Below are 19,455 nucleotides of genomic sequence, written 5' to 3' on the forward strand. Positions count from 1 at the left end.
GCCATGCGCCTGTTACGGACACGGTGCTAAACTTTCCCCATCAATAACATTTGGGGGAAATACCATGCCACTTACACTCAACCGTCGCGGCTTTCTGGCTGGAACCGCAGGCTTTATCGCGCTGCATCCGTTTTCCGTTAGCGCACAGGCCAATCAGGCGCATCTGCGCATCATGGAGACGACCGACCTGCACGTGCATGTCTTTCCCTATGATTATTACGCCGACAAACCCGTCGATACGGTCGGCCTTGCCCGCACCGCGTCGATCATCGGCGATGTGCGCGCGGAGTCGACCAATTCGATCCTGCTCGACAACGGCGATTTCCTCCAAGGCAACCCGATGGGCGATTACATCGCCTATGAACGCGGCATGGCCGAGGGCGATACCCACCCCGTCATTCAAGCAATGAACACGCTGGGGTTTGACGCCTCGACCCTTGGCAACCACGAATTCAACTACGGCCTCGACTTCTTGATGAAGTCCGTCGCAGGTGCGCAGTTCCCGATTGTGTCCGCCAACGTCGCCAAGACCATGGGCGCCAGCCCCACTGCCGACGACACACTGGTGCCGCCCTACGTCATCCTTGATCGCACGATCACCGACGGCAATGGCGACGAACACCCGATCCGCATCGGGCTGATCGGCTTTGTGCCACCACAAATCATGAACTGGGATCGCAAGCACCTCGAAGGCAACGTGCAGGCCCGCGACATCATCGAAACCGCCCGTGCTTACGTTCCGCAGATGAAGGAACAAGGGGCCGACATCATCATCGCCCTTAGCCACTCGGGCATCGGATCAGCCGATCACACGGACGGGATGGAAAACGCTTCCGTGCCTCTCGCTGCCGTTGACGGGATCGACGCGATCCTGACGGGGCACAGCCACCTTGTGTTCCCGTCATCGACCTATAAGGACTACGCAGGCGTCGATGTGGCCGCCGGCACGCTGATGGGCAAACCCGCCGTGATGGGCGGGTTCTGGGGCAGCCACATGGGCCTGCTTGACCTGATGCTGGAACGTGATGGCGACAGCTGGCGCATCCTGTCCCACACCGCCGAAGCGCGGCCCATTTCGCGCCGCGAAGAGGACCGCTCGATCACGCCTCTGGTGGAAAGCAACGAAGCCGTGCTGGCCTCGGTCCAGACCGAACACGACGAAACACTGGCCTATGTGCGCCGCGCCGTGGGCATGACCGATGCGGCACTGCACAGCTACTTTGCGCTGGTAGCAGACGATCCATCGGTGCAGATCGTGTCCAACGCCCAAACATGGTATATCGCGCAGATGATGGAAGGCACCGAATACGAGGGCCTTCCGATCCTGTCTGCTGCCGCCCCCTTTAAGGCCGGTGGCCGTGGTGGCCCCGAATACTATACGGACGTGCCTGTGGGGGCTGTGGCGATCAAGAACGTCGCCGACCTTTACCTTTACCCCAACACCGTGCGCGCGGTGCTGGTCACAGGCGCAGACGTCAAGAACTGGCTGGAACGCAGTGCGGGCATGTTCAATCAGGTCGCGGCAGGCGCGACAGACGCGACCCTGCTCAACCCCGATTTCCCCAGCTACAACTTTGATGTGATCGATGGCGTGACCTATCGCATCGACCTGTCACAGCCGCCGATGTTTGACCGTGACGGTGCGGTGGTCAACGCCGATACAAACCGGATCGTCGATCTGATGTATGACGGCGCACCGATTGAACCGGATCAGCAGTTCGTCATTGCCACCAACAACTACCGCGCCAGTGGCGGCGGCAGTTTCCCGGGGGCAATGGGTGACACGGTGATCTTTGAAGGGCCGGATACCAACCGCGATGTGATCGTGCGCTATATCGTCGAACAGGGCACCGTCAGCCCGCGCGCCGATGGCAACTGGACCTTCGTGCCAATGCAAGACACCACGGTGATCTTTGAAACGGGCCCGGCGGGCACGGGCTATGCCAGCGATGTGCCGGGTGTGGCGATCGAAGAAGCAGGCAGTTCCGACAGCGGCTTTGCCCTGTTCCGCATCACGCTTTAGGCCACGAAAAAGGGCCATCGGCAGCCCGTGGGTTGGCGAAACAACCGCGCCGCTATGGCACTTTATGGCAGCCACGGTCATCTTCCGTCACTGCTGAGTGTGCGGTCAGCAAATCGCCGACCCGCCGGACGGGCCGCCGATCGCCCGGCGCCTGCGGCTCGATTCCGGGCCGGGTCAACACATGACCGCAAAAAAAGGGGCCGACCTGAGACAACAGATCGGCCCGACTTTTGGTTTCGATGAACCCTACCGCCGAAACGTTTCCAACGACAGAACCGCGTCACAGTATTCACCGTCATAGGTGCCGACCCAGACATCCAGAATGCCGTTCGCCGGACGTGTCAGCACGATACGCGGGTCAAGGTTGCCGTTGTCATCATCGTCATAATACCAGTTGGCCGACGAGGTGTTGATCAACAACGCGCTGTCACACCGGCTCACAACACTAATGACCAGCTGATAGCCCCCCATGCCCGACATCTCGAACGAAAAATCCGGTGCGGTGGTAAAATAGCCCGCGCCGGTATCCGTTCCCGGACGGATGTTTGGGCAGTTCCAGATATAGTTCTGGCCACCCGCCGTCACGCGGAACGTGCGTTCCTGATACATTTGCTGTCCGGTCACCCGATAGCTTTCCGCACCCCATTGTGAATAGTCGGGACAGGCCATTGCGGCGGTGCCCAAACTCATAAATGCAAACACAGCGATAAGAATACGTTTCATAATTTCCCCTCTCAGTCCAAAATATACGCCAAGCTAAGCCGAAATCTGCCGGTATCGCCAGACCTTAATTCGTGCGTTGGTGTCACATGTCGCCCGTTTCCACGCCAAAACCGCGGATCGCCAAGGTCCGGTCCGCGCGCAATGTCATGCAATGCCGACCAAAACCGCCCCCACAACAACCGTTGCGACAAGGTCTGTGCACGGGGTGATCATGGTCGCAATCGCCTGCTGGTGGATCAAGAGCCGCTTTCGTGGCGCAAACTAGTGGCCTTGCGACTAAACGCCTTTTTTCAAGGCTTGGGCGGTTGCGCTAAGCCCGTCATCCATTGCGCGATAAAAAGCGATGTAGCTGGCGACACGTTCGCGCGCCCCGGCTTGCGACAACGGGATTTCGTTCAATGTTTCCTTGATGTCCGCAGCCGCAAGGCGTGCCCGTGTGGCTGATGCTTCTACCATGTTCACAAAGGCATTCTCGACAACCTGAAAATAGTCTTGCCGGTCGCCTGCTTTGGCGACACGTTTGATCAACTGCTGGCTTTCAAGCATGCGAACGCTGGAACTGATACTGCCTCGGCTGACTTGCAGCGCCGTCGCAAGCTGACCGAAGGAAACCCGCTCGCCATCATAAAGCAGCAAGGCCAGAACACGGCCCGCTGTGCGCGGCAGCCCTTCGGATTGGGCAATCATCCCGATCTTCTCGATAAAGTCTGAACGCGCATCGTCAGCGGACTTGATCGGTTCGGTCTTTTTCACGTCACGTCTCCTGCCATGGCCAGTTGTTGACAAGCTAGCCCCACGCGCCTTATCTGTCCAGTATGTTCAGCCATAAATGAACGTCAGGATGACAATGGTCCGGAATACCTTTTCTACCAAAGGCATCACCAAGGTTTACGGTGAAGGGCGCTCGGCCGTTCACGCGCTGCGCGGCGTCGATCTTGAGATACCGCAAGGGGAAATTGTCGTGCTGCTGGGGCCATCGGGTAGCGGCAAATCGACCCTGTTGAATATCATCGGCGGATTGGACCGTGCGACCGAAGGAGACGCCTGCTTCCAGGATCAGAACCTATCGGAAATGAACGACAAACAACTGACCCGCTATCGGCGTGACCATGTGGGCTTCGTCTTTCAGTTCTACAACCTGATGCCAAGCTTGACCGCGCGCGAAAACGTCGAGTTGGTGACCGAGATTGCGCGTGATCCGATGGACCCTGACGAAGCGCTGGCGATGGTTGGTCTGCGCGAACGGGTTGATCACTTTCCCGCGCAGCTTTCGGGTGGCGAACAGCAGCGGGTCGCCATCGCGCGCGCCGTTGCCAAGAACCCCACAGTGCTGTTTTGCGATGAACCCACTGGCGCGCTTGACAGCACAACAGGTCGCGCCGTGCTGAACGTGTTGAAAGACGTGAACGAAAAGCTGGGAGCGACCGTTCTGATCGTAACCCACGCGGCTGCGCAGGCGGCGATGGCCGACCGGGTGATCCATTTCGCTGATGGGGGCATCCGCGAAGTCGTGGTCAACAAGGAAAAGCTGACCCCCGACGAGATCACCTGGTGAGCCCGCTTGACCATAAACTCCTGCGCGATCTGTGGCGCATGAAGGGACAGGCCTTTGCCATCGGCATTGTCATCGCAGTTGGTGTCGGCATGCTGGTGATGATGCAGGGGTTGGTAACTTCGCTCAACGAGACCCGCGCCGCCTATTACGAACGGTATCGCCTGGCCGAGGTCTTTGCGCCCGTCACCCGCGCACCCGACCGCATGGCGACACGGCTTGAATCCATTGATGGCGTCAGCGCGGTCGAACCGCGCGTGGTGGGTGCCGCCCTGATCGACGTGGCGGGGTTCGATCTGCCCGTGCAGGCGCAGGCGGTCTCCCTGCCCGATTTGCGCGCACCCCGCCTGAACGATGTCTTCCTGACCGACGGCAGGATGATCGACAGCGATCACGCAGACGAAATACTGTTCCTCGAGGCCTTCGCCCGTGCCCACGACATCCGCCCCGGTGATCAGATCAAGGCAACGATGAATGGCGCAAGACGCAGCTTTCAGGTTGTCGGTCTCGCGCAGGCGCCCGAGTTTCTTTATACGACGGCACCGGGCGAACTGATCCCCGACGATGCCCGTTTCGGCGTGATCTGGATGAGCCGCTCTGCGCTGGCGGCGGCCTATGACATGGGTGGCGCCTTCAACGAGGCACTTGTTTCACTCGCGCGTGGCGCAAACGTGGATGCGGTAATGGCCGCCGTTGATCGCATTCTTGATCCTTATGGTGGCACAGGTGCCTATCCGCTGGCCGATCAGGCCTCGAACCAACTTGTAAGCGAGGAAATCGGTGGGTTGGAGGCCGCCGCCGTGGGGGTGCCCCCCATCTTTCTCGCTGTGGCGGCGTTTCTTCTTTATATCGTGATCAACCGCATGGTGCAGTCCGAACGCGAAGAAATCGGCCTGATGAAAGCCTTTGGATACACCAACGGCGAGGTTGGCACGCATTATTTCAAACTTGTGCTGGCCATTGCCACCGGCGGTGCGCTGGCGGGCTGCCTGATGGGTATCGCTGGCGGGCGGGCGCTGATCCAGGTCTATGTCGCCTACTTCAAGTTCCCGTTTCTGGTGTTCCAGCTTGATCCGGCCTCCTTTGTCACCGGCGTCAGCGTCAGTATCCTTTCGGCCTCGGCGGGTGGCCTGCTGGTTTTGCGCAGCGTCTTTGCCCTGACCCCTGCCGCAGCCATGCGCGCGCCCGCGCCTGCCGATTACAGTCGCACAGGCACCATCGGTCACGCGCTGAACCGCTTTCTTGATCAACCGTCGCGCATGGTCTTGCGCCGCATTATGCGCCAGCCAGCGCGCATGGCCGGCGCGATGATCGGCATTGCCTGCGGCATGGCGCTCAGCGTGTCCATGATCACGATCTATGCGGGCTTTGACCGAACGATAGATCTGACCTTCAACGTCATCGACCGCAGTGACGTGACCGTGACCTTCACTCATGCCGCGTCCGAAACCACGATCTTCAATTTGCGGCGGATGGACGGTGTCTTGTTCGTCGAACCCGTGCGCCATGTGCCCGCCGTGCTGCGCAATGGCCTTGCAACACATCGCGGGGTGATCAGCGGTTTGACCGAGGGCGCGCGCCTCAGCCGCGCGCTGGACAGCGATCTGGTCGATCTTCCGTTGGGAAACGGTGGCATTGTTCTGTCCACCGCACTGGCAACAAAACTCGACATCCGGCCCGGTGACACGCTTGCCGTTGAAGTCCGCGAAGGCCGCCAGCCGGTGCTGCAAGTCCCTGTCACCGCCGTCGCCGAAAGCCTGCTGGGATCACCCGCCTACATGAACCTCGCCGCGCTGAACCGCACCCTGCGCGAACCCAACCGCGTCTCGGGCGCCTATTTGTCCATCGACGCGGCCTATGCTACCGACATCTACACTGCCTTGCAGGATATGCCGCGTGTTGCGGGCGTCAGCCTGAAAGCCCAGGCGGAAACCGCCTTCCAAACCCTGATGAACACCGGCGCGGGCGCAATCCGCTATGTCATGGGGGCCATCGCCTTCGTGATCACCTTCGGGATCGTCTATAATGCGGCCCGTATCGCCTATGCAGAACGGTCCCGCGATCTGGCCAGCCTTCGCGTTATCGGCTTCACCAAAGGCGAAGCCGCTTTCGTGTTGCTGGGCGAACTGGCCATCGTCACGCTGGTCGCATTGCCGGTCGGGGGTGCGCTTGGGTATTATCTGTCCTTCGGCATCGCTGCGGGATTTTCCAGTGAACTTTATCAGATCCCTGCGATCTTCGACCCGGCAAGCTATGGGTTTGCCGCGACGGTCGTTCTGGGAGCCGCCGTCGCGTCCGGCTGGCTGGTAAAACGCGATATCGACCGGGCGGAACTCGTCTCGGCCCTGAAAACAAGGGAGTAGCCGTCATGGCGAAAGCAAAGAAACGTTCCCGTCTGATCCTGACCACCGCAACCCTATTGTTGGTTGGTGGTGCGCTGACGGTTGCCTTCTGGCCGCAGCCAACGATGGTGGACATGGGCCAGGTCGCGCGTGGAACCATGCAGCTGACGATTGACGAAGAAGGCCGCACGCGGGTGCGTGACGCCTATGTGGTATCGACGCCTGTCGCCGGACAGTTGCAACGTGTCAGCGTGCAACCCGGCGATCCGGTCGTGCGCGGCGAAACCGTTGTGGCCCATATGCGCCCGACCAACCCCGCCGCGCTGGACGTGCGCACCCGTGAACAGGCACAGGCCGTTGTGACAGCCGCGCAAGCGGCCCTTCGCGTGGCCCAGGCCGATCTGAACGCCGCGCTGGCCTATCGTGATCTGGCCGACACGGAACTGGCCCGAACCCGACAGCTTGTCGAACGCGGCATCTCAAGCCGTGCGGCCTTGGACGGCGCGCAACAGGCCGCGCGCGTGGCAGAAGCAAATGTCGATACGGCAGAGGCGGCAATTTCAATGCGTGAAGCCGAAATCGCGAACGCCCAGGCCGAACTGATCAGCTTTGACGACCCCCGTCTGGCAGCTGCAATCGGAACGACCGACGATGATATTCCGCTCTTTGCGCCGGCAGACGGCCGCATTCTGCGCGTCATTCAGGAAAGTGAAACATCGCTGCCTGCCGGGACGCCCATCATGGAGATCGGCAACATCGAAAATGATCTGGAAGTGGTGGTCGAACTTTTGTCAACGGATGCCGTGCAGGTCACGGTAGGCGACCCTGTCATCATCGCCGATTGGGGCGGCCCGGCCGAGCTTGCAGGCGAAGTGTCGCGCGTCGATCCGTTTGGCATTACGCAGTTCTCTGCATTGGGTGTGGAAGAACAACGCGTCAATGCCGTCATTGCCTTCAACAGCCCGTCCAGGGACTTTACCGGACTGGGGCACGGGTTCCGCGTGGAAACCAGAATTGTAGTCTGGCGCGCCGAAGATACCTTGATCGTTCCCGCCAGCGCCCTGTTCCGCAGTCGCGATCTCTGGGCGGTGTTTGTCGTGGCCGATGGATCAGCGCAACTTCGCACCATCGAGCTCGGCCCCAACAACGGCATAGAAGCGCAGGTCATTAGCGGCCTGTCCGAAGGCGACCGCGTGATCCTTTACCCCTCGTCCGGCCTGTCTGACGGAACGCGCGTGGCGGAACGGGTGGTCAACTGAACAACCGAAATGGATTTCGCAGTGGCAATTGCGGCAAGGTGCGTGGCTTTGGGTGCGGTCGGTTCCGGCAGAAGTCTTGGTCGCTGACAGCGACGCAATCACACCAAAGCAACGCAATGAGCGCGCGTGCGCCAAGCCCGATCGCAATGATGCAATCCGGACCAGCCGCCCACCAGCCTTAACCATTTGTTCATCTATTTCTCGCGCCACGCGGATGCGGCGGCTAGAACCACCCTGCGGCCCGCATGCCGCATCGGGGGCAGATCGGAAATCGAATGAACAGGCTCCGGCTTGCGCTGGTCCTTTTGGCCTGCGCCCTGACAACGCCCGCGATTGCTGAAACGTCTCTGTCACTTGGCGGCGGCATCAGTTTTGACAAGCACGAATTCCAAGGCATGGGCAGCGGACCGCACTACAGCCTGACCGGGCAAGGCGGCACGGCATTTATTGAAGTGACGCGCCACAACGCCCTGACAGTGGCGGGCCGCCCCGTTGCCGCGAGCCTGTCCCTGCATCGTGACGCCCCCTCGGCCGTCGATACCGCCTCTGATGGTCGCGCCTGGGCCGCAAGCCTTGATCGCGGCGCCCAAATCCGCACAACCCGCACCCTCGTGACCCTCTCCACACCCGTTGTGCAGCAAGGCAACTGGTCGCTTGATCTGGGGGTCGGGGTCGGCCTTGCCCGCACTGATGTCACCCTGCGCCACGGCACCGCAACCACCCACCAGCGCGAGACCCTGCCTCACGCCGCCCTGTCCTTGCGCGCCGCACGCGCCAGCGCCGACGGCCGCGCCCGCGTCTGGAGCGAGCTGCGCTATCACACCAGCCCTGCCCTGACGCTGACCTTTGACGACGGCGAACAACGCCGCCACGAAATTAGCGGGCTTGAACTGGCCGCAGGTGTCACTTTTTTTATTGAGTGAAACAGGATTGGCGGCTCGTTACGACAGGAACAATGCCTCAGGGGGGCAAATGTCCGCTTTGAGCCCTAACGGGACATAGGCGCGCATGCGCCATGCCCGACCTCGGGAGGGGCTCGCGGTTTTGTAGTGGCCATAGTTTAAAAGTTAAACAAACGCTCCATGCACATCAGAAGTTGCAATATGCCCTCCCGTGGGGGAGGTCGGGCATGGCGCATGCGCGCCGGTTGCGATTGTTGTTTACAGTCGCGCAAACACGGGAATGTCCACTTCGTCCGCAAAGCGAGCGTTGCGAAAAACAACACTAGCTGCAAAAAGGCGGACAGATTGTTGGGATTTCATATCCCCTAGCTTGCTCGTCCAACTACCTGCCGCGACACGCCCGTAGCCCCTTTCACGAAAAAGGCCGCCCCCTTTCAGGAGCGGCCCAGATTTCGCTAAACGTCCGAGGATCACTCCTCCTCAAGCTTCTCGACAGCCTTTTGCAGATCGTCCTTGCTGGCATCCTTGTCGGTCACTTTGGCCTGTTCAAAGATGTGATCAACAACCTTGTCTTCAAAGATCGGTGCGCGCATCTGCTGTTGCATCTGCGGGTTCTGCTGCACGAACTCAAAGAACTGGCGTTCCTGACCAGGATACTGGCGGGCCTGGTTCATGATGGCTTGGGTCATTTCGGCGTCCGTGACCTGCACTTCGGCCTTCTGACCGATTTCGGCCAGCAACAGGCCCAGCTTCACGCGGCGCTCGGCCAGCTTGGTGTGTTCCTTGGTCGCTTCAATCTCGGGGTGATCATGGCCCTCGACATCGGGGTTTTCCTCGTGCCACAGCTGGTGTGCGATCTGACCCGCTTCGGCATCAACCAGCGACGGGGGCAGTTCAAACTTGACGGCCTTGTCCAGCGCATCAAGCAGCGCGCGCTTGGTCACGGCACGGGCCGCACCGCTGTATTCGGCTTCCAGACGTTCCGTGATCTGCACCTTGAGGGCTGCCAGATCTTCGGCACCGAACTGCTTGGCCATCTCGTCATCGACCTTGGCCGCCTTGGGTTCCTTGACGGCCTTGATCTTGCACTCGAATACGGCGGCTTTGCCGGCCAGATGCTCGGCCTGATATTCTTCGGGGAAGGACACTTCGACGTTCTTTTCGTCGCCTTCCTTCACGCCGACCAGCTGTTCCTCGAAACCGGGGATGAACGAATTGGAGCCAAGGGTCAGCGGATAATCTTCGGCTGCACCACCTTCAAACGGTTCGCCGTCAACCTTGCCAAGGAAGTCGATCACAACCTGATCGCCGTCTTTCGCCTTGGAGCCTTTCTTGCGGTCTTCAAAGTTCTTGACGGTCTCGGCCAGATTTTCCAACGCTTCTTTGACAGAAGCATCATCAGCCTTCACGACCATACGCTCCAGCTTGATCTTGCCAAAATCAACGTCGGGAACTTCGGGCAGCGTTTCATAAGAAACGTCAACGATCACATCGTCGCCCTCTTTCCAGTCGTCGTTTGTCATCTTCATTTCGGGCTGGGCCGCGGGGCGGTCACCGGACTTTTCCAGATGCTCGGACATGGCGCCATCAATGCTTTCCTGCATCGCTTCGCCAAGGATACGCGGGCCGAACTGCTTTTTCAGCAGCGCCATGGGCACCTTGCCCTTGCGAAACCCCTTCATCTCGACTTCGGGCTGGGCTTCTTTCAGCTTGTCGTTGACTTTCGCGTCCAGCTCGGCGGCGGTGACGGTGATCGTATAGCCGCGCTTGAGGCCTTCGTTCAGGGTCTCGTTGACCTGCATGTTATCGTCCTTTTCTTTGTCATCTGGTGCGGGTGAAGGGACTCGAACCCCCACGCCTCGCGGCGCCAGAACCTAAATCTGGTGCGTCTACCAATTCCGCCACACCCGCATATCTTTAAGGGGCAGGCAACGCCCACCCCAAACTTGCGCCGCTCTTAGCAAAGGCGCGCGCGGGATGCGAGAGGAAAAGAACGCCAATCAGGCGATAAGCAATGCCGCGTCACGCCCACCCAGCAACGGGCGGGCCGCAGGCAGCGGCGCGCGGGTCAGCAAATCGCAATCGGGGAACAAGAGCTGCAGTTCCGCACGACAATCGTCAGGCATTGACGCCATTATGACCGGGCCGGGATTGAAGCTTTCGGTGGCCAGCCCGTCCGAGATCAGCACCTCGTGGGCATCGCATTGCAGATGGATATAGGTGGTCGATGCAACCCCTGCCCGCCGCACGGTTGTGTCATTGATCAAATGCTTGGCCGCGACCAGCACCTGCGCCTCGCCAAATAACATCTCGGCGCGCCAGCCTTCAATCAGAATGCGGTGCTGCGGCGAGACCAGCATGTCGCGGTTCGGGTGATTGCGGCCAAAAGCATGGGCCTTGATCAGGATCGGGCATAATTCAGGGTGCAGGGCCATGCGCAGGCTGCTGACCGGCGAATGCCCGACCCAGCGCAAGGGCTGCGGGCCGTGATCCAGTGTTGTAACCAGATCACCGACAGCCAAATCCTGCACCGCGCGCGGACCTTCCGGCGTGTCGATCATCGTGTCGGGCGTGAAACAGGGGATCGCCAGATCGCCTGCCGCAACCGACGGCTGGCCATAATCCCCCGGCCCTTCGGCTGTGGCGACAACCGTCAGCGCAACCCCGACCGGCGGAAAAACATCAACAAAGGCGATCCCTTCGATCGTGGCATAGGCCGGCGACGAATTGTGAAAGTTCACAGCGATTGCCTGATACTCGATCCCAGTCGCGGGATCGCGCAGGGTCATCTGGTATTCGGCCTCGATATCGGTGTTCTTGCTGTAGCTGACACCGTCAAACGTCTGATTGCCGTCCAGCTTTTGCTGGGTGCCGTTATCGTCAAAGTTCGTGTTGTTGCCTTTGACGTCGATATTTTCCCAGTTGTTGGACGTGAGCGTGATCGACAGCCCCATCAGATGACTGCCATCGCCCTGCGTGACACCATCAAGCTGCCCGCCACCGGATACGGTGACGGACGCCTCGCCCAGCGCCCAGAAATCAAATTTTGCCATGTCAGTGCGGCCTGCTCGGCCCCATTTTTTGTTATGTCTTTGACTCTACTGGGGTTTACCCGTCCCGTCACGGAGTCATTTTGGCCACAGGACAGGTTGTTGCCCCGCAATCACACCAAAAAGGGCACGACAGTAACGTTTTCTTGCCATATTCTGCTGCAAAAGATTGAGGCAGATACAATCAGCTAGAGCGAGAAACGCCATGCACCTGGGATTTGAAGACACAAAGACAATCGCGCCTGTCAACACAACGGGCCTGACCGGCCTGATGACCGGCACAACCGTGATGACGCTGGACGGCGAAATTCCGGTGGAACACCTCACAATCGGTGATCGCGTGATTACCCGCGACAGCGGCATGGCCGTTCTGCTGAGCATCGAAACAAAAACCGTGGAAATCGCGCCGATCCACATCAAGGCCGGTTCGCTGGGCCATACCCGCCCCGACCGTGACATGATGGTATCCCCCGAAGCCTTGGTGCATATCCGCGACTGGCGCGCCGAAGCCCTGTTCGGCGAGGCCGAGGCGACAGTTCCCGCCCGCCGCCTGATCGACGGTGAATTCGTCAGCGAAGGTGCCAAGCGTCGCGTGAAACTGCACGAGCTGGTCTTTGATCGCCCGCATATCGTCTATGCGGACGGGCTTGAGGTTGCGACCACACCACACTGAAATTTATGAATTTTCTGCTGAACGCGCCGCCCCCAAGAGGGCGGCGTTTTGCCTGCGGCGCAGATATTTTTGGCAAGATGAGGTTAGAGTCCCAAGCCTCTGAAAACCTTGGGAAGTTCTTCGGGAACGTCTTCGGCGATCAGACCCGGGCCGAATGACAGCGCGCACTCCACATGCAGCCACGCCGCCGCTTGTGCCGCTTGCATCGCGCCAAAGCCGCGCGCCAACAATCCCGTGATGAAACCCGCCAGCACATCGCCGGACCCCGCCGTTGCCAGCCACGGCGCAGCGCGTGCACAGGTGGCGGAATTGACAACGCACCGCCCGTCGGGATCAGCAATCACCGTATCCGCCCCCTTGAACAGCACCACACAGCCCGCGCGCTTGGCGGCATCCCGCGTCGCATCCACCTTGGAATAAGCAGGGCCGGTTATGGCAGGCGCGTTCAGCTTTTCCGCGATATCAGGGAACAGACGGGCGAATTCACCGGCGTGGGGCGTCAGGACGCATGTGGCGTGCAACATCGCAAACAGTGACGCCGGATCGTCACCAAACGCGCTCAAGGCATCCGCATCCAGCACACAGGCGCGGGTATGCTGCACGTCCCGGACCTGATCCGGGACCTCTGGGGCACCGTTGCCTTGGCCGGGGTGCGAATGCCCCAGCGCCACCGCCACCAAATCCGCCGCGCGCTCCACCCCCAAGCCCGGCCCCAGACACAGCGCATTGATCCGATCGTCGCGCAACACATGCGCCAGGGCATCGCCGTCCTGCACCCCCGTCAGCATCACCGCGGTCAGGTGCGCGGCGCATTCCGCCAGCGCATCAGTGGGCGCCCCCACCGTCACCAGCCCCGCCCCGATCCGCAACGCGCCACGGGCCGCCAGACGCGCCGCGCCGGTCTTGGTCGCGGGGCCAGCAAGGATCAGGGCATGGCCGTGGGTATATTTATGCGCACCTGCAAACTTGGAAATGCCGGGCGTAGGACCATTGATGCAATGCGCAATCTCGCGCGGCGGCGTCGGGCAACCCGCAAGACCAATGTCCGCAATCACCACCTTGCCTGATCTATCCGGCCCCGCGGCCAGCAGATGCCCCGGCTTCAAGCTGTGAAATGTCACCGTAAGATCTGCGCGCGCGCCTGCCCCACTGCCCAAAACCTTGCCACTGTCCGAACACACCCCCGAAGGCAAATCAAGCGCAACCACCCGCGCTGTGCCCACCGATACCAGCCAGTCTTGCGCCGCCCCATCAAGGGCGCGGGTCAATCCCGTGCCAAACAGGGCATCAACGATCAGGTCGGCGTCGGTCTTTGCCGGCGGGTTGGTCGATACCGCGCCCATCTCGCACCAACGTTCGTAATTCACCTTTGCATCAGACGGCAGTTTCGCGGCGTCCCCGTAAAGACACACCGCCACCTCCCAGCCCCACGCCCGCAACAATCGCGCCACGACAAACCCGTCACCGCCGTTGTTGCCCGGCCCACACAAAACAACCGCGCGGTGCGCTGTGGCGGCCAGTTCCGGCCATTCGTCAAACACGGCATCCACGACCCCGCGCCCGGCCCGTTCCATCAGGTCCAGTCCTGTCACGGAACCGGACGCAATCGCCGCCTGTTCAGTGGCGCGCATTTGGGCAGCGGTCAGCAATTGGGTCACTTCTTTGCACTTTCGCGATTCAATTCCGCCCGATCAGTGGGCGATCTGCACAATTTTTAGGCACAGCCTGCATTTCGCCAAATGCCGCACCCTTCCCCCGACCCTACCCAATTGTGCCTCCCGACCGGAAGTGGTCTTTCGCCAGTAACGCAAGCATATCGGGAGTCGCGCGCCATGAAAAAGATCGAAGCGATCATCAAGCCTTTCAAGCTCGACGAGGTCAAGGAAGCCTTGCAAGAGGTCGGCGTGCAAGGCCTGTCCGTGGTCGAAGTCAAGGGCTTTGGCCGCCAGAAAGGCCACACAGAACTGTATCGTGGCGCGGAATACGTGGTGGATTTCCTGCCCAAGGTGAAACTTGAAGTGGTGCTGGCCGACGATCAGGTCGACGCCGCCATCGAAGCGATCATCGGCGCGGCAAAAACAGACAAGATCGGGGACGGCAAGATTTTCGTCTCGACCATCGAACAAGCCATTCGCATCCGGACCTCTGAATCCGGCGAAGACGCGCTTTAATTCTCAACCCAAACCTATCCAAGGGGACAGACCCAAATGAACAATGCTGACCTGATCAAGATGATCAATGACGAGGATATCGAATACGTCGACATCCGCTTCACCGACCCGAAAGGCAAGCTTCAGCACGTGACGCTGATCAAGGACGAAGTCGACGAGGATTTTCTCGAAGAAGGCTTTATGTTTGATGGCTCGTCGATTGCCGGCTGGAAATCCATTGACCAGTCCGACATGAAACTGATCCCTGACGCATCAAGCGCCTATGTTGACCCGTTCTATGCTGAAAAAACGGTCTGCATCCACTGCACCGTGGTCGAACCCGACACGCTGGAACCCTATGACCGCGATCCGCGCGGTACCGCCGAAAAGGCCGAGGCCTATCTGAAATCCACCGGTATCGGCGACACGTTCTATTGCGGTCCCGAGGCGGAGTTCTTCCTGTTTGACGACGTGCGCTTTGCCGTGACCTCGAACAAGGTGTCCTACGAAGTCGATGCAATCGACGCCGCATGGAACACCGACACCCAGTATGAAATGGGCAACACGGGCCACCGTCCGGGCGTCAAGGGCGGCTATTTCCCTGTGAACCCGATTGACGATGCGCAGGACATCCGCAGCGAAATGCTCTCGACCATGAAGCGCATGGGAATGAAGGTCGACAAGCACCACCACGAAGTGGCGTCTTGCCAGCACGAGTTGGGCCTGATTTTCGGCACGCTGACGCATCAGGCGGACGAGTTGCAGAAATACAAATACGTCATCCACAACGTCGCCCAGGCTTACGGCAAATCCGCGACCTTTATGCCCAAGCCGATCTCGGGCGATAACGGCACCGGGATGCATGTGAACATGTCGATCTGGAAAGACGGCAAGCCCTTGTTTGCAGGCGACAAATACGCCGACCTGTCGCAGGACGCGCTGTATTTCATCGGCGGCATCCTGAAGCACGCCAAGGCGTTGAACGCGATCACAAACCCCGCGACAAATTCATACAAGCGTCTGATTCCCGGTTTCGAAGCCCCCGTGCTGCGCGCCTATTCGGCCCGTAACCGGTCGGGCTGCGTGCGTATTCCATGGTCTGAATCCCCCAAGGCCAAGCGCGTCGAGGCCCGCTTCCCCGATCCGGCCGCAAACCCCTACCTGTGCTTTGCTGCCCTGCTGATGGCCGGCCTTGACGGTATCAAGAACAAGATCGATCCGGGCCCGGCATCCGACAAGGATCTTTACGATCTGCCACCAGAAGAGCTTGCAGAAATCCCAACCGTTTGCGGGTCGCTGCGCGAAGCGCTTGAAGCACTGGAAGCCGATCACGAATTCCTGCTCGCAGGCAACGTGTTTACCAAAGGCCAGCTTGAAGGCTACATGGGTCTGAAGTGGGAAGAGGTTTATGCCTACGAGCACACACCACACCCGATCGAATACAAGATGTATTACAGCTGCTAATTAGCTGACATATAACGGAAAAGGCGCCCCATTGAGGGCGCCTTTTTTATTGTGTGGCCCGACGTAGGTCGCACAAAGACAAGGCCGCAGGCCGCCTTGCATCGACAGACCGCCCCGCCGGGCTGGCGATTTGGTTGGCACAGGCGCGAAGCTGAAGGGAAGGACGTGCCGAGCAACCATTAACTGCCATACCTCAATGTCGGATCGCCACCCCGCGGTCCGCCGATGCACGGCTCGCAACGCTACAGCGCCACCACACTCACATGGATCGAAAACACCACCGAAGCCGTTTGCGGCAGGCGCAGCACGGTTTGGCGTTCGCTGCGTTCAAACTGTGCATCCGGCCCGCCAACGGGGCGCGGGTCGTCCTCGCGGCGCGGTTGGTGCAAGGCGGCTTCGTCATAGCGCAGGAAATTGGCGCGCCACAGGGGCCGCCCGACTTGCACGCCATCAAACAGCCGCTGCACACGGCGCGCGATATTGTCGTCGTATTCGGCAACCGGCACATGGATCGCGCCCAGCGGCTTGCCGATCTTTTGTGCCAGCGTCCAGCTTGACGGAAAACACAGCAGCGCCGCCGTCAACACATGTTCATCGCCCTGCTTTTGCAAGATACACAGGTCTTCCTGCACGATCTGGGACAGGGTCAGCAGCGGATCACCGCGATCAATGGCAACAGTCACCCCGTCTGGCCGCGTGACCATTTCACCCGATACGGCAAACCCGTCGGGCAAGTGGTCCACCACATGGCCCAGCAATTCATCCAAGGCTGCCCCCGCCCCGTCACAGACCGCAATCACAGAATCGCGCCGATCTGCAATCAGATCCGCCTTGAGCGCCAGTTGCGCGCTATAGGCATCATCAACGCGCAGCCAGTCATCGACAGGGCGCATTGCGGGCAACCGTGCCGCCGCCACTTCGCGCAGGTCCTCGGGCATCACTGACTGCAAGATCGGACGCAATAGATCGCGATTTGTCAAAAACGAACCTCCCGAATGTCGATTTCAGACCTGACACGGCCAAATCCCCGCCCCAGCATATGCGCATCAGGGAGGACTGCCATGAATACCCACTATCGCGATACCCGCAAGATCGACCCGACCCGTGGCGCCACCCTTGGCGACAACACCCCCAACGATGCCGACCGGATCGAGATTGGCCCGACCCAACTGGCCTTTGCCGAATGGGCTGCGGCGGGTCTGGAACTCCCCGACCTGCAGGCCCTGCGCGCCTATCGCCACAAACGCCTGACGCAGCATGTGATTGATCGCGACTATGGCGGCGTGCTGATGTTTGACCCGCTCAACATCCGCTACGCGACCGACAGCACCAATATGCAGCTTTGGAACACCCATAATCCGTTCCGCGCCGTGCTGGTCTGCGCCGATGGCTACATGGTGATCTGGGACTATAAAAATTCGCCCTTCCTCAGCACCTTCAACCCGCTGGTGCGCGAACAGCGCTCTGGCGCGTCGATGTTCTATTTCTCGAACGGTGACAAGAATGATCAGGCCGCCGATGCCTTTGTCCCCGAAATCATCGACCTTTTGCGCGAACATTCCAGCGGCAACATGCGCCTTGCCGTCGACAAGATCATGGTGCCCGGCTACCGCGCCCTGATCGGCGCAGGGATTGACGTGATGGAGGGCGAGGAACTGACCGAAAAGGCCCGCTCCATCAAGGGACCGGACGAAATCAAGGCGATGCGCTGCGCCAACCACGCCTGCGAAACCACCGTGCGCCTGATGGAGGATTTCGCGCGCGAAAACGCCGGCAACGGCACCACATCCGAAGATGATATCTGGGCCGTCCTGCACGCCGAAAACATCCGCCGTGGCGGTGAATGGATCGAAACGCGGCTGCTGGCATCGGGGCCACGCACTAACCCGTGGTTTCAGGAATGCGGGCCCCGCATCACCCAAAAGAACGAGATCATCAGCTTTGATACCGACCTGATCGGCGCCTATGGCATTTGCATCGACATCAGCCGCTCGTGGTGGATCGGCCCGCAAAAACCGCGCCCCGATATGGTTTACGCGATGCAACACGCTGTCGAACATATCCAGACCAACATGGAAATGCTACGCCCCGGCGTGAACATGCAAGACCTGTCACGCAATACCCATGTGTTGGACGACCAGTTTCAGGCGCAAAAATACGGCTGCCTGATGCACGGCGTTGGGCTGTGTGATGAATGGCCGCTGATCGCCTACCCCGACAAAATGGTCGAAGGCGCGTTCGATTATGAACTGCAACCGGGCATGACGCTCTGCGTCGAAGCTGCGGTCGGCGCGGTCGGCGGTGATTTCACGATCAAGCTGGAAGACCAGGTTCTGATCACCGAGGACGGCTATGAAAACCTCACGACCTATCCGTTCGATGATGCCTTGATGGGGCGTTAGGGCAACGCGATCCGCGCAACGACACCAAAATGGTCCGAACCCAAACGGGGCCGGACATCAACCGTGCCCACCGTGCCTTCGCTGGCCAGCACGTGATCAATCGCAATCGGATAGCCCAGCACCTCGAACGTGCGCTCCACATGACCGATGCGCTGCGTTCCCGTGGCGGCTGCGATCCGCGCCACGGATCGCCCCGAAGGCACCATGTTGAAATCCCCCCCCACCAGCGTCACATCCGCTGAATGGGCGGTGAGATCGGCCATCAGCGCATCCACATGTGCCGCCTGTCGCCGTGGCCAGGGCCATTGCAGATGCAGGCCAATGACACGCACCTGCAGGCCATTGCGATCAAACACCCCCGCCGCCAGCCCGCGGCTGCGATAACAGGCGTCACCCACCACAGGCCAGCGCGACAGCACCGCGACACCACCAACCTCGCCCACATCACAGGACAGTTGATAGGGGTAGTGCGCGCGCAGATCATCCAGCAGATGCCAGTTTCCGGCGCTGACTTCTTGCAAGGTCACGAAATCCGCATCTGATGCGATAACATCATCGACAAACCCCGCCCTGTCGCGTGTCAGATACAACAGATTCTTCTGATAGATCACCAGATCGGCGGGCTGATCCAGCCTGTCAGGCATCCCTTGGGCAATGTTTGACCCGATCAAGACCGCACAGACGGCAATCGCACCCTGCGCAATCCGCCAGCGCCAGACCGCAACCGCCAGCACCAGCAGCGCGCCAAGCATCGCCACACGAAACACGGCCAGCGAATCTCCGACCGGGTGAAGGTCGCCACCAAAGCTGGCAATCAACAGACCGCCAAGGGCCACAACACCGATCCGGGCGAAATCGCGCATCATCTTTCTCACCTTCCCGTGACGCAGCCGTCACATCCCTTGCCCCGCACCA

Annotated in this window: 16 protein-coding genes and 1 tRNA gene; 9 read left to right on the forward strand and 8 right to left on the reverse strand. The window is 60.2% G+C overall.

Going from position 1 to position 19,455, the window contains the following annotated elements; translation table 11 throughout:
• Positions 1 to 64: 64 nt before the first annotated feature.
• Positions 65 to 2,023: a bifunctional 2',3'-cyclic-nucleotide 2'-phosphodiesterase/3'-nucleotidase gene (locus SJY21_RS03855; protein WP_377506440.1), complete on the forward strand. Its 1,959-nt coding sequence runs from the start codon at positions 65 to 67 to the stop codon at positions 2,021 to 2,023.
• Between the two features lie 246 nt (positions 2,024 to 2,269).
• On the opposite strand, the gene SJY21_RS03860 is transcribed toward SJY21_RS03855, so the two are convergent.
• Both SJY21_RS03860 and SJY21_RS03865 read right to left on the reverse strand, forming a co-directional pair.
• Positions 2,270 to 2,746 (reverse strand): hypothetical protein, encoded by a 477-nt coding sequence (locus SJY21_RS03860; RefSeq protein WP_377506443.1) that lies wholly within the window; start codon positions 2,744 to 2,746, stop codon positions 2,270 to 2,272.
• A gap of 276 nt (positions 2,747 to 3,022) precedes the next feature.
• Complete coding sequence (locus SJY21_RS03865; RefSeq protein ID WP_377506446.1) at positions 3,023 to 3,499, reverse strand: GbsR/MarR family transcriptional regulator; 477 nt, start codon at positions 3,497 to 3,499, stop codon at positions 3,023 to 3,025.
• Between the two features lie 94 nt (positions 3,500 to 3,593).
• Between SJY21_RS03865 and SJY21_RS03870 the strand changes: the two genes are divergently transcribed.
• From SJY21_RS03870 to SJY21_RS03885, 4 genes are all read left to right on the forward strand, one after another.
• Positions 3,594 to 4,301 carry an ABC transporter ATP-binding protein gene (locus SJY21_RS03870; RefSeq protein ID WP_377506449.1) on the forward strand — a complete coding sequence of 236 codons (708 nt, stop codon included), beginning with the start codon at positions 3,594 to 3,596 and terminating at the stop codon, positions 4,299 to 4,301.
• Positions 4,298 to 6,661: an ABC transporter permease gene (locus tag SJY21_RS03875; protein ID WP_377506452.1), complete on the forward strand. Its 2,364-nt coding sequence runs from the start codon at positions 4,298 to 4,300 to the stop codon at positions 6,659 to 6,661. Before SJY21_RS03870 ends, SJY21_RS03875 begins: the two co-directional genes overlap by 4 nt.
• Before the next feature lie 5 nt (positions 6,662 to 6,666).
• Positions 6,667 to 7,899 carry an efflux RND transporter periplasmic adaptor subunit gene (locus SJY21_RS03880; RefSeq protein ID WP_377506455.1) on the forward strand — a complete coding sequence of 411 codons (1,233 nt, stop codon included), beginning with the start codon at positions 6,667 to 6,669 and terminating at the stop codon, positions 7,897 to 7,899.
• 275 nt (positions 7,900 to 8,174) lie between these two features.
• Positions 8,175 to 8,822 carry a hypothetical protein gene (locus tag SJY21_RS03885; RefSeq protein WP_377506458.1) on the forward strand — a complete coding sequence of 216 codons (648 nt, stop codon included), beginning with the start codon at positions 8,175 to 8,177 and terminating at the stop codon, positions 8,820 to 8,822.
• Between the two features lie 449 nt (positions 8,823 to 9,271).
• Here the strand turns inward: SJY21_RS03885 and tig are convergent, their stop codons facing one another.
• From tig to SJY21_RS03900, 3 genes are all read right to left on the reverse strand, one after another.
• Entirely contained in the window at positions 9,272 to 10,603 is a 1,332-nt protein-coding gene (gene tig, locus SJY21_RS03890) for a trigger factor (RefSeq protein ID WP_377506461.1), read from the reverse strand.
• Between the two features lie 24 nt (positions 10,604 to 10,627).
• Positions 10,628 to 10,712: transfer RNA gene (locus SJY21_RS03895), tRNA-Leu, on the reverse strand.
• An 89-nt stretch (positions 10,713 to 10,801) separates the two neighbouring features.
• Positions 10,802 to 11,854 carry a Hint domain-containing protein gene (locus tag SJY21_RS03900; protein WP_377506464.1) on the reverse strand — a complete coding sequence of 351 codons (1,053 nt, stop codon included), beginning with the start codon at positions 11,852 to 11,854 and terminating at the stop codon, positions 10,802 to 10,804.
• A gap of 202 nt (positions 11,855 to 12,056) precedes the next feature.
• On the opposite strand from SJY21_RS03900, the gene SJY21_RS03905 reads away from it, so the two are divergent.
• Complete coding sequence (locus SJY21_RS03905; RefSeq protein WP_377506467.1) at positions 12,057 to 12,524, forward strand: Hint domain-containing protein; 468 nt, start codon at positions 12,057 to 12,059, stop codon at positions 12,522 to 12,524.
• 83 nt (positions 12,525 to 12,607) lie between these two features.
• Here the strand turns inward: SJY21_RS03905 and SJY21_RS03910 are convergent, their stop codons facing one another.
• Positions 12,608 to 14,155 (reverse strand): NAD(P)H-hydrate dehydratase, encoded by a 1,548-nt coding sequence (locus SJY21_RS03910; protein ID WP_377506470.1) that lies wholly within the window; start codon positions 14,153 to 14,155, stop codon positions 12,608 to 12,610.
• Between the two features lie 201 nt (positions 14,156 to 14,356).
• On the opposite strand from SJY21_RS03910, the gene SJY21_RS03915 reads away from it, so the two are divergent.
• Both SJY21_RS03915 and glnA read left to right on the forward strand, forming a co-directional pair.
• The gene (locus SJY21_RS03915) at positions 14,357 to 14,695 is read left to right on the forward strand and encodes a P-II family nitrogen regulator (protein WP_148055727.1); all 339 of its coding nucleotides are present in this window, start codon (positions 14,357 to 14,359) and stop codon (positions 14,693 to 14,695) included.
• 36 nt (positions 14,696 to 14,731) lie between these two features.
• Positions 14,732 to 16,138, forward strand: a complete 1,407-nt coding sequence (gene glnA / locus SJY21_RS03920) for a type I glutamate--ammonia ligase (RefSeq protein ID WP_377506473.1) — start codon at positions 14,732 to 14,734, stop codon at positions 16,136 to 16,138.
• Positions 16,139 to 16,380: 242 nt separating this feature from the next.
• On the opposite strand, the gene SJY21_RS03925 is transcribed toward glnA, so the two are convergent.
• Positions 16,381 to 17,076, reverse strand: a complete 696-nt coding sequence (locus tag SJY21_RS03925; protein WP_377506476.1) for a DUF3445 domain-containing protein — start codon at positions 17,074 to 17,076, stop codon at positions 16,381 to 16,383.
• Positions 17,077 to 17,199: 123 nt separating this feature from the next.
• On the opposite strand from SJY21_RS03925, the gene dddP reads away from it, so the two are divergent.
• A complete protein-coding gene (gene dddP, locus SJY21_RS03930) occupies positions 17,200 to 18,540 on the forward strand; it encodes a dimethylsulfonioproprionate lyase DddP (RefSeq protein ID WP_377506479.1) in 1,341 nt (446 codons plus the stop codon).
• On the opposite strand, the gene SJY21_RS03935 is transcribed toward dddP, so the two are convergent.
• Positions 18,537 to 19,406 carry an endonuclease/exonuclease/phosphatase family protein gene (locus SJY21_RS03935; RefSeq protein ID WP_377506482.1) on the reverse strand — a complete coding sequence of 290 codons (870 nt, stop codon included), beginning with the start codon at positions 19,404 to 19,406 and terminating at the stop codon, positions 18,537 to 18,539. The genes dddP and SJY21_RS03935 overlap by 4 nt on opposite strands.
• Between the last annotated feature and the right edge of the window lie 49 nt (positions 19,407 to 19,455).

The organism is Octadecabacter sp. R77987 (assembly GCF_042466115.1).
Taxonomy (GTDB): Bacteria; Pseudomonadota; Alphaproteobacteria; order Rhodobacterales; family Rhodobacteraceae; genus SW4.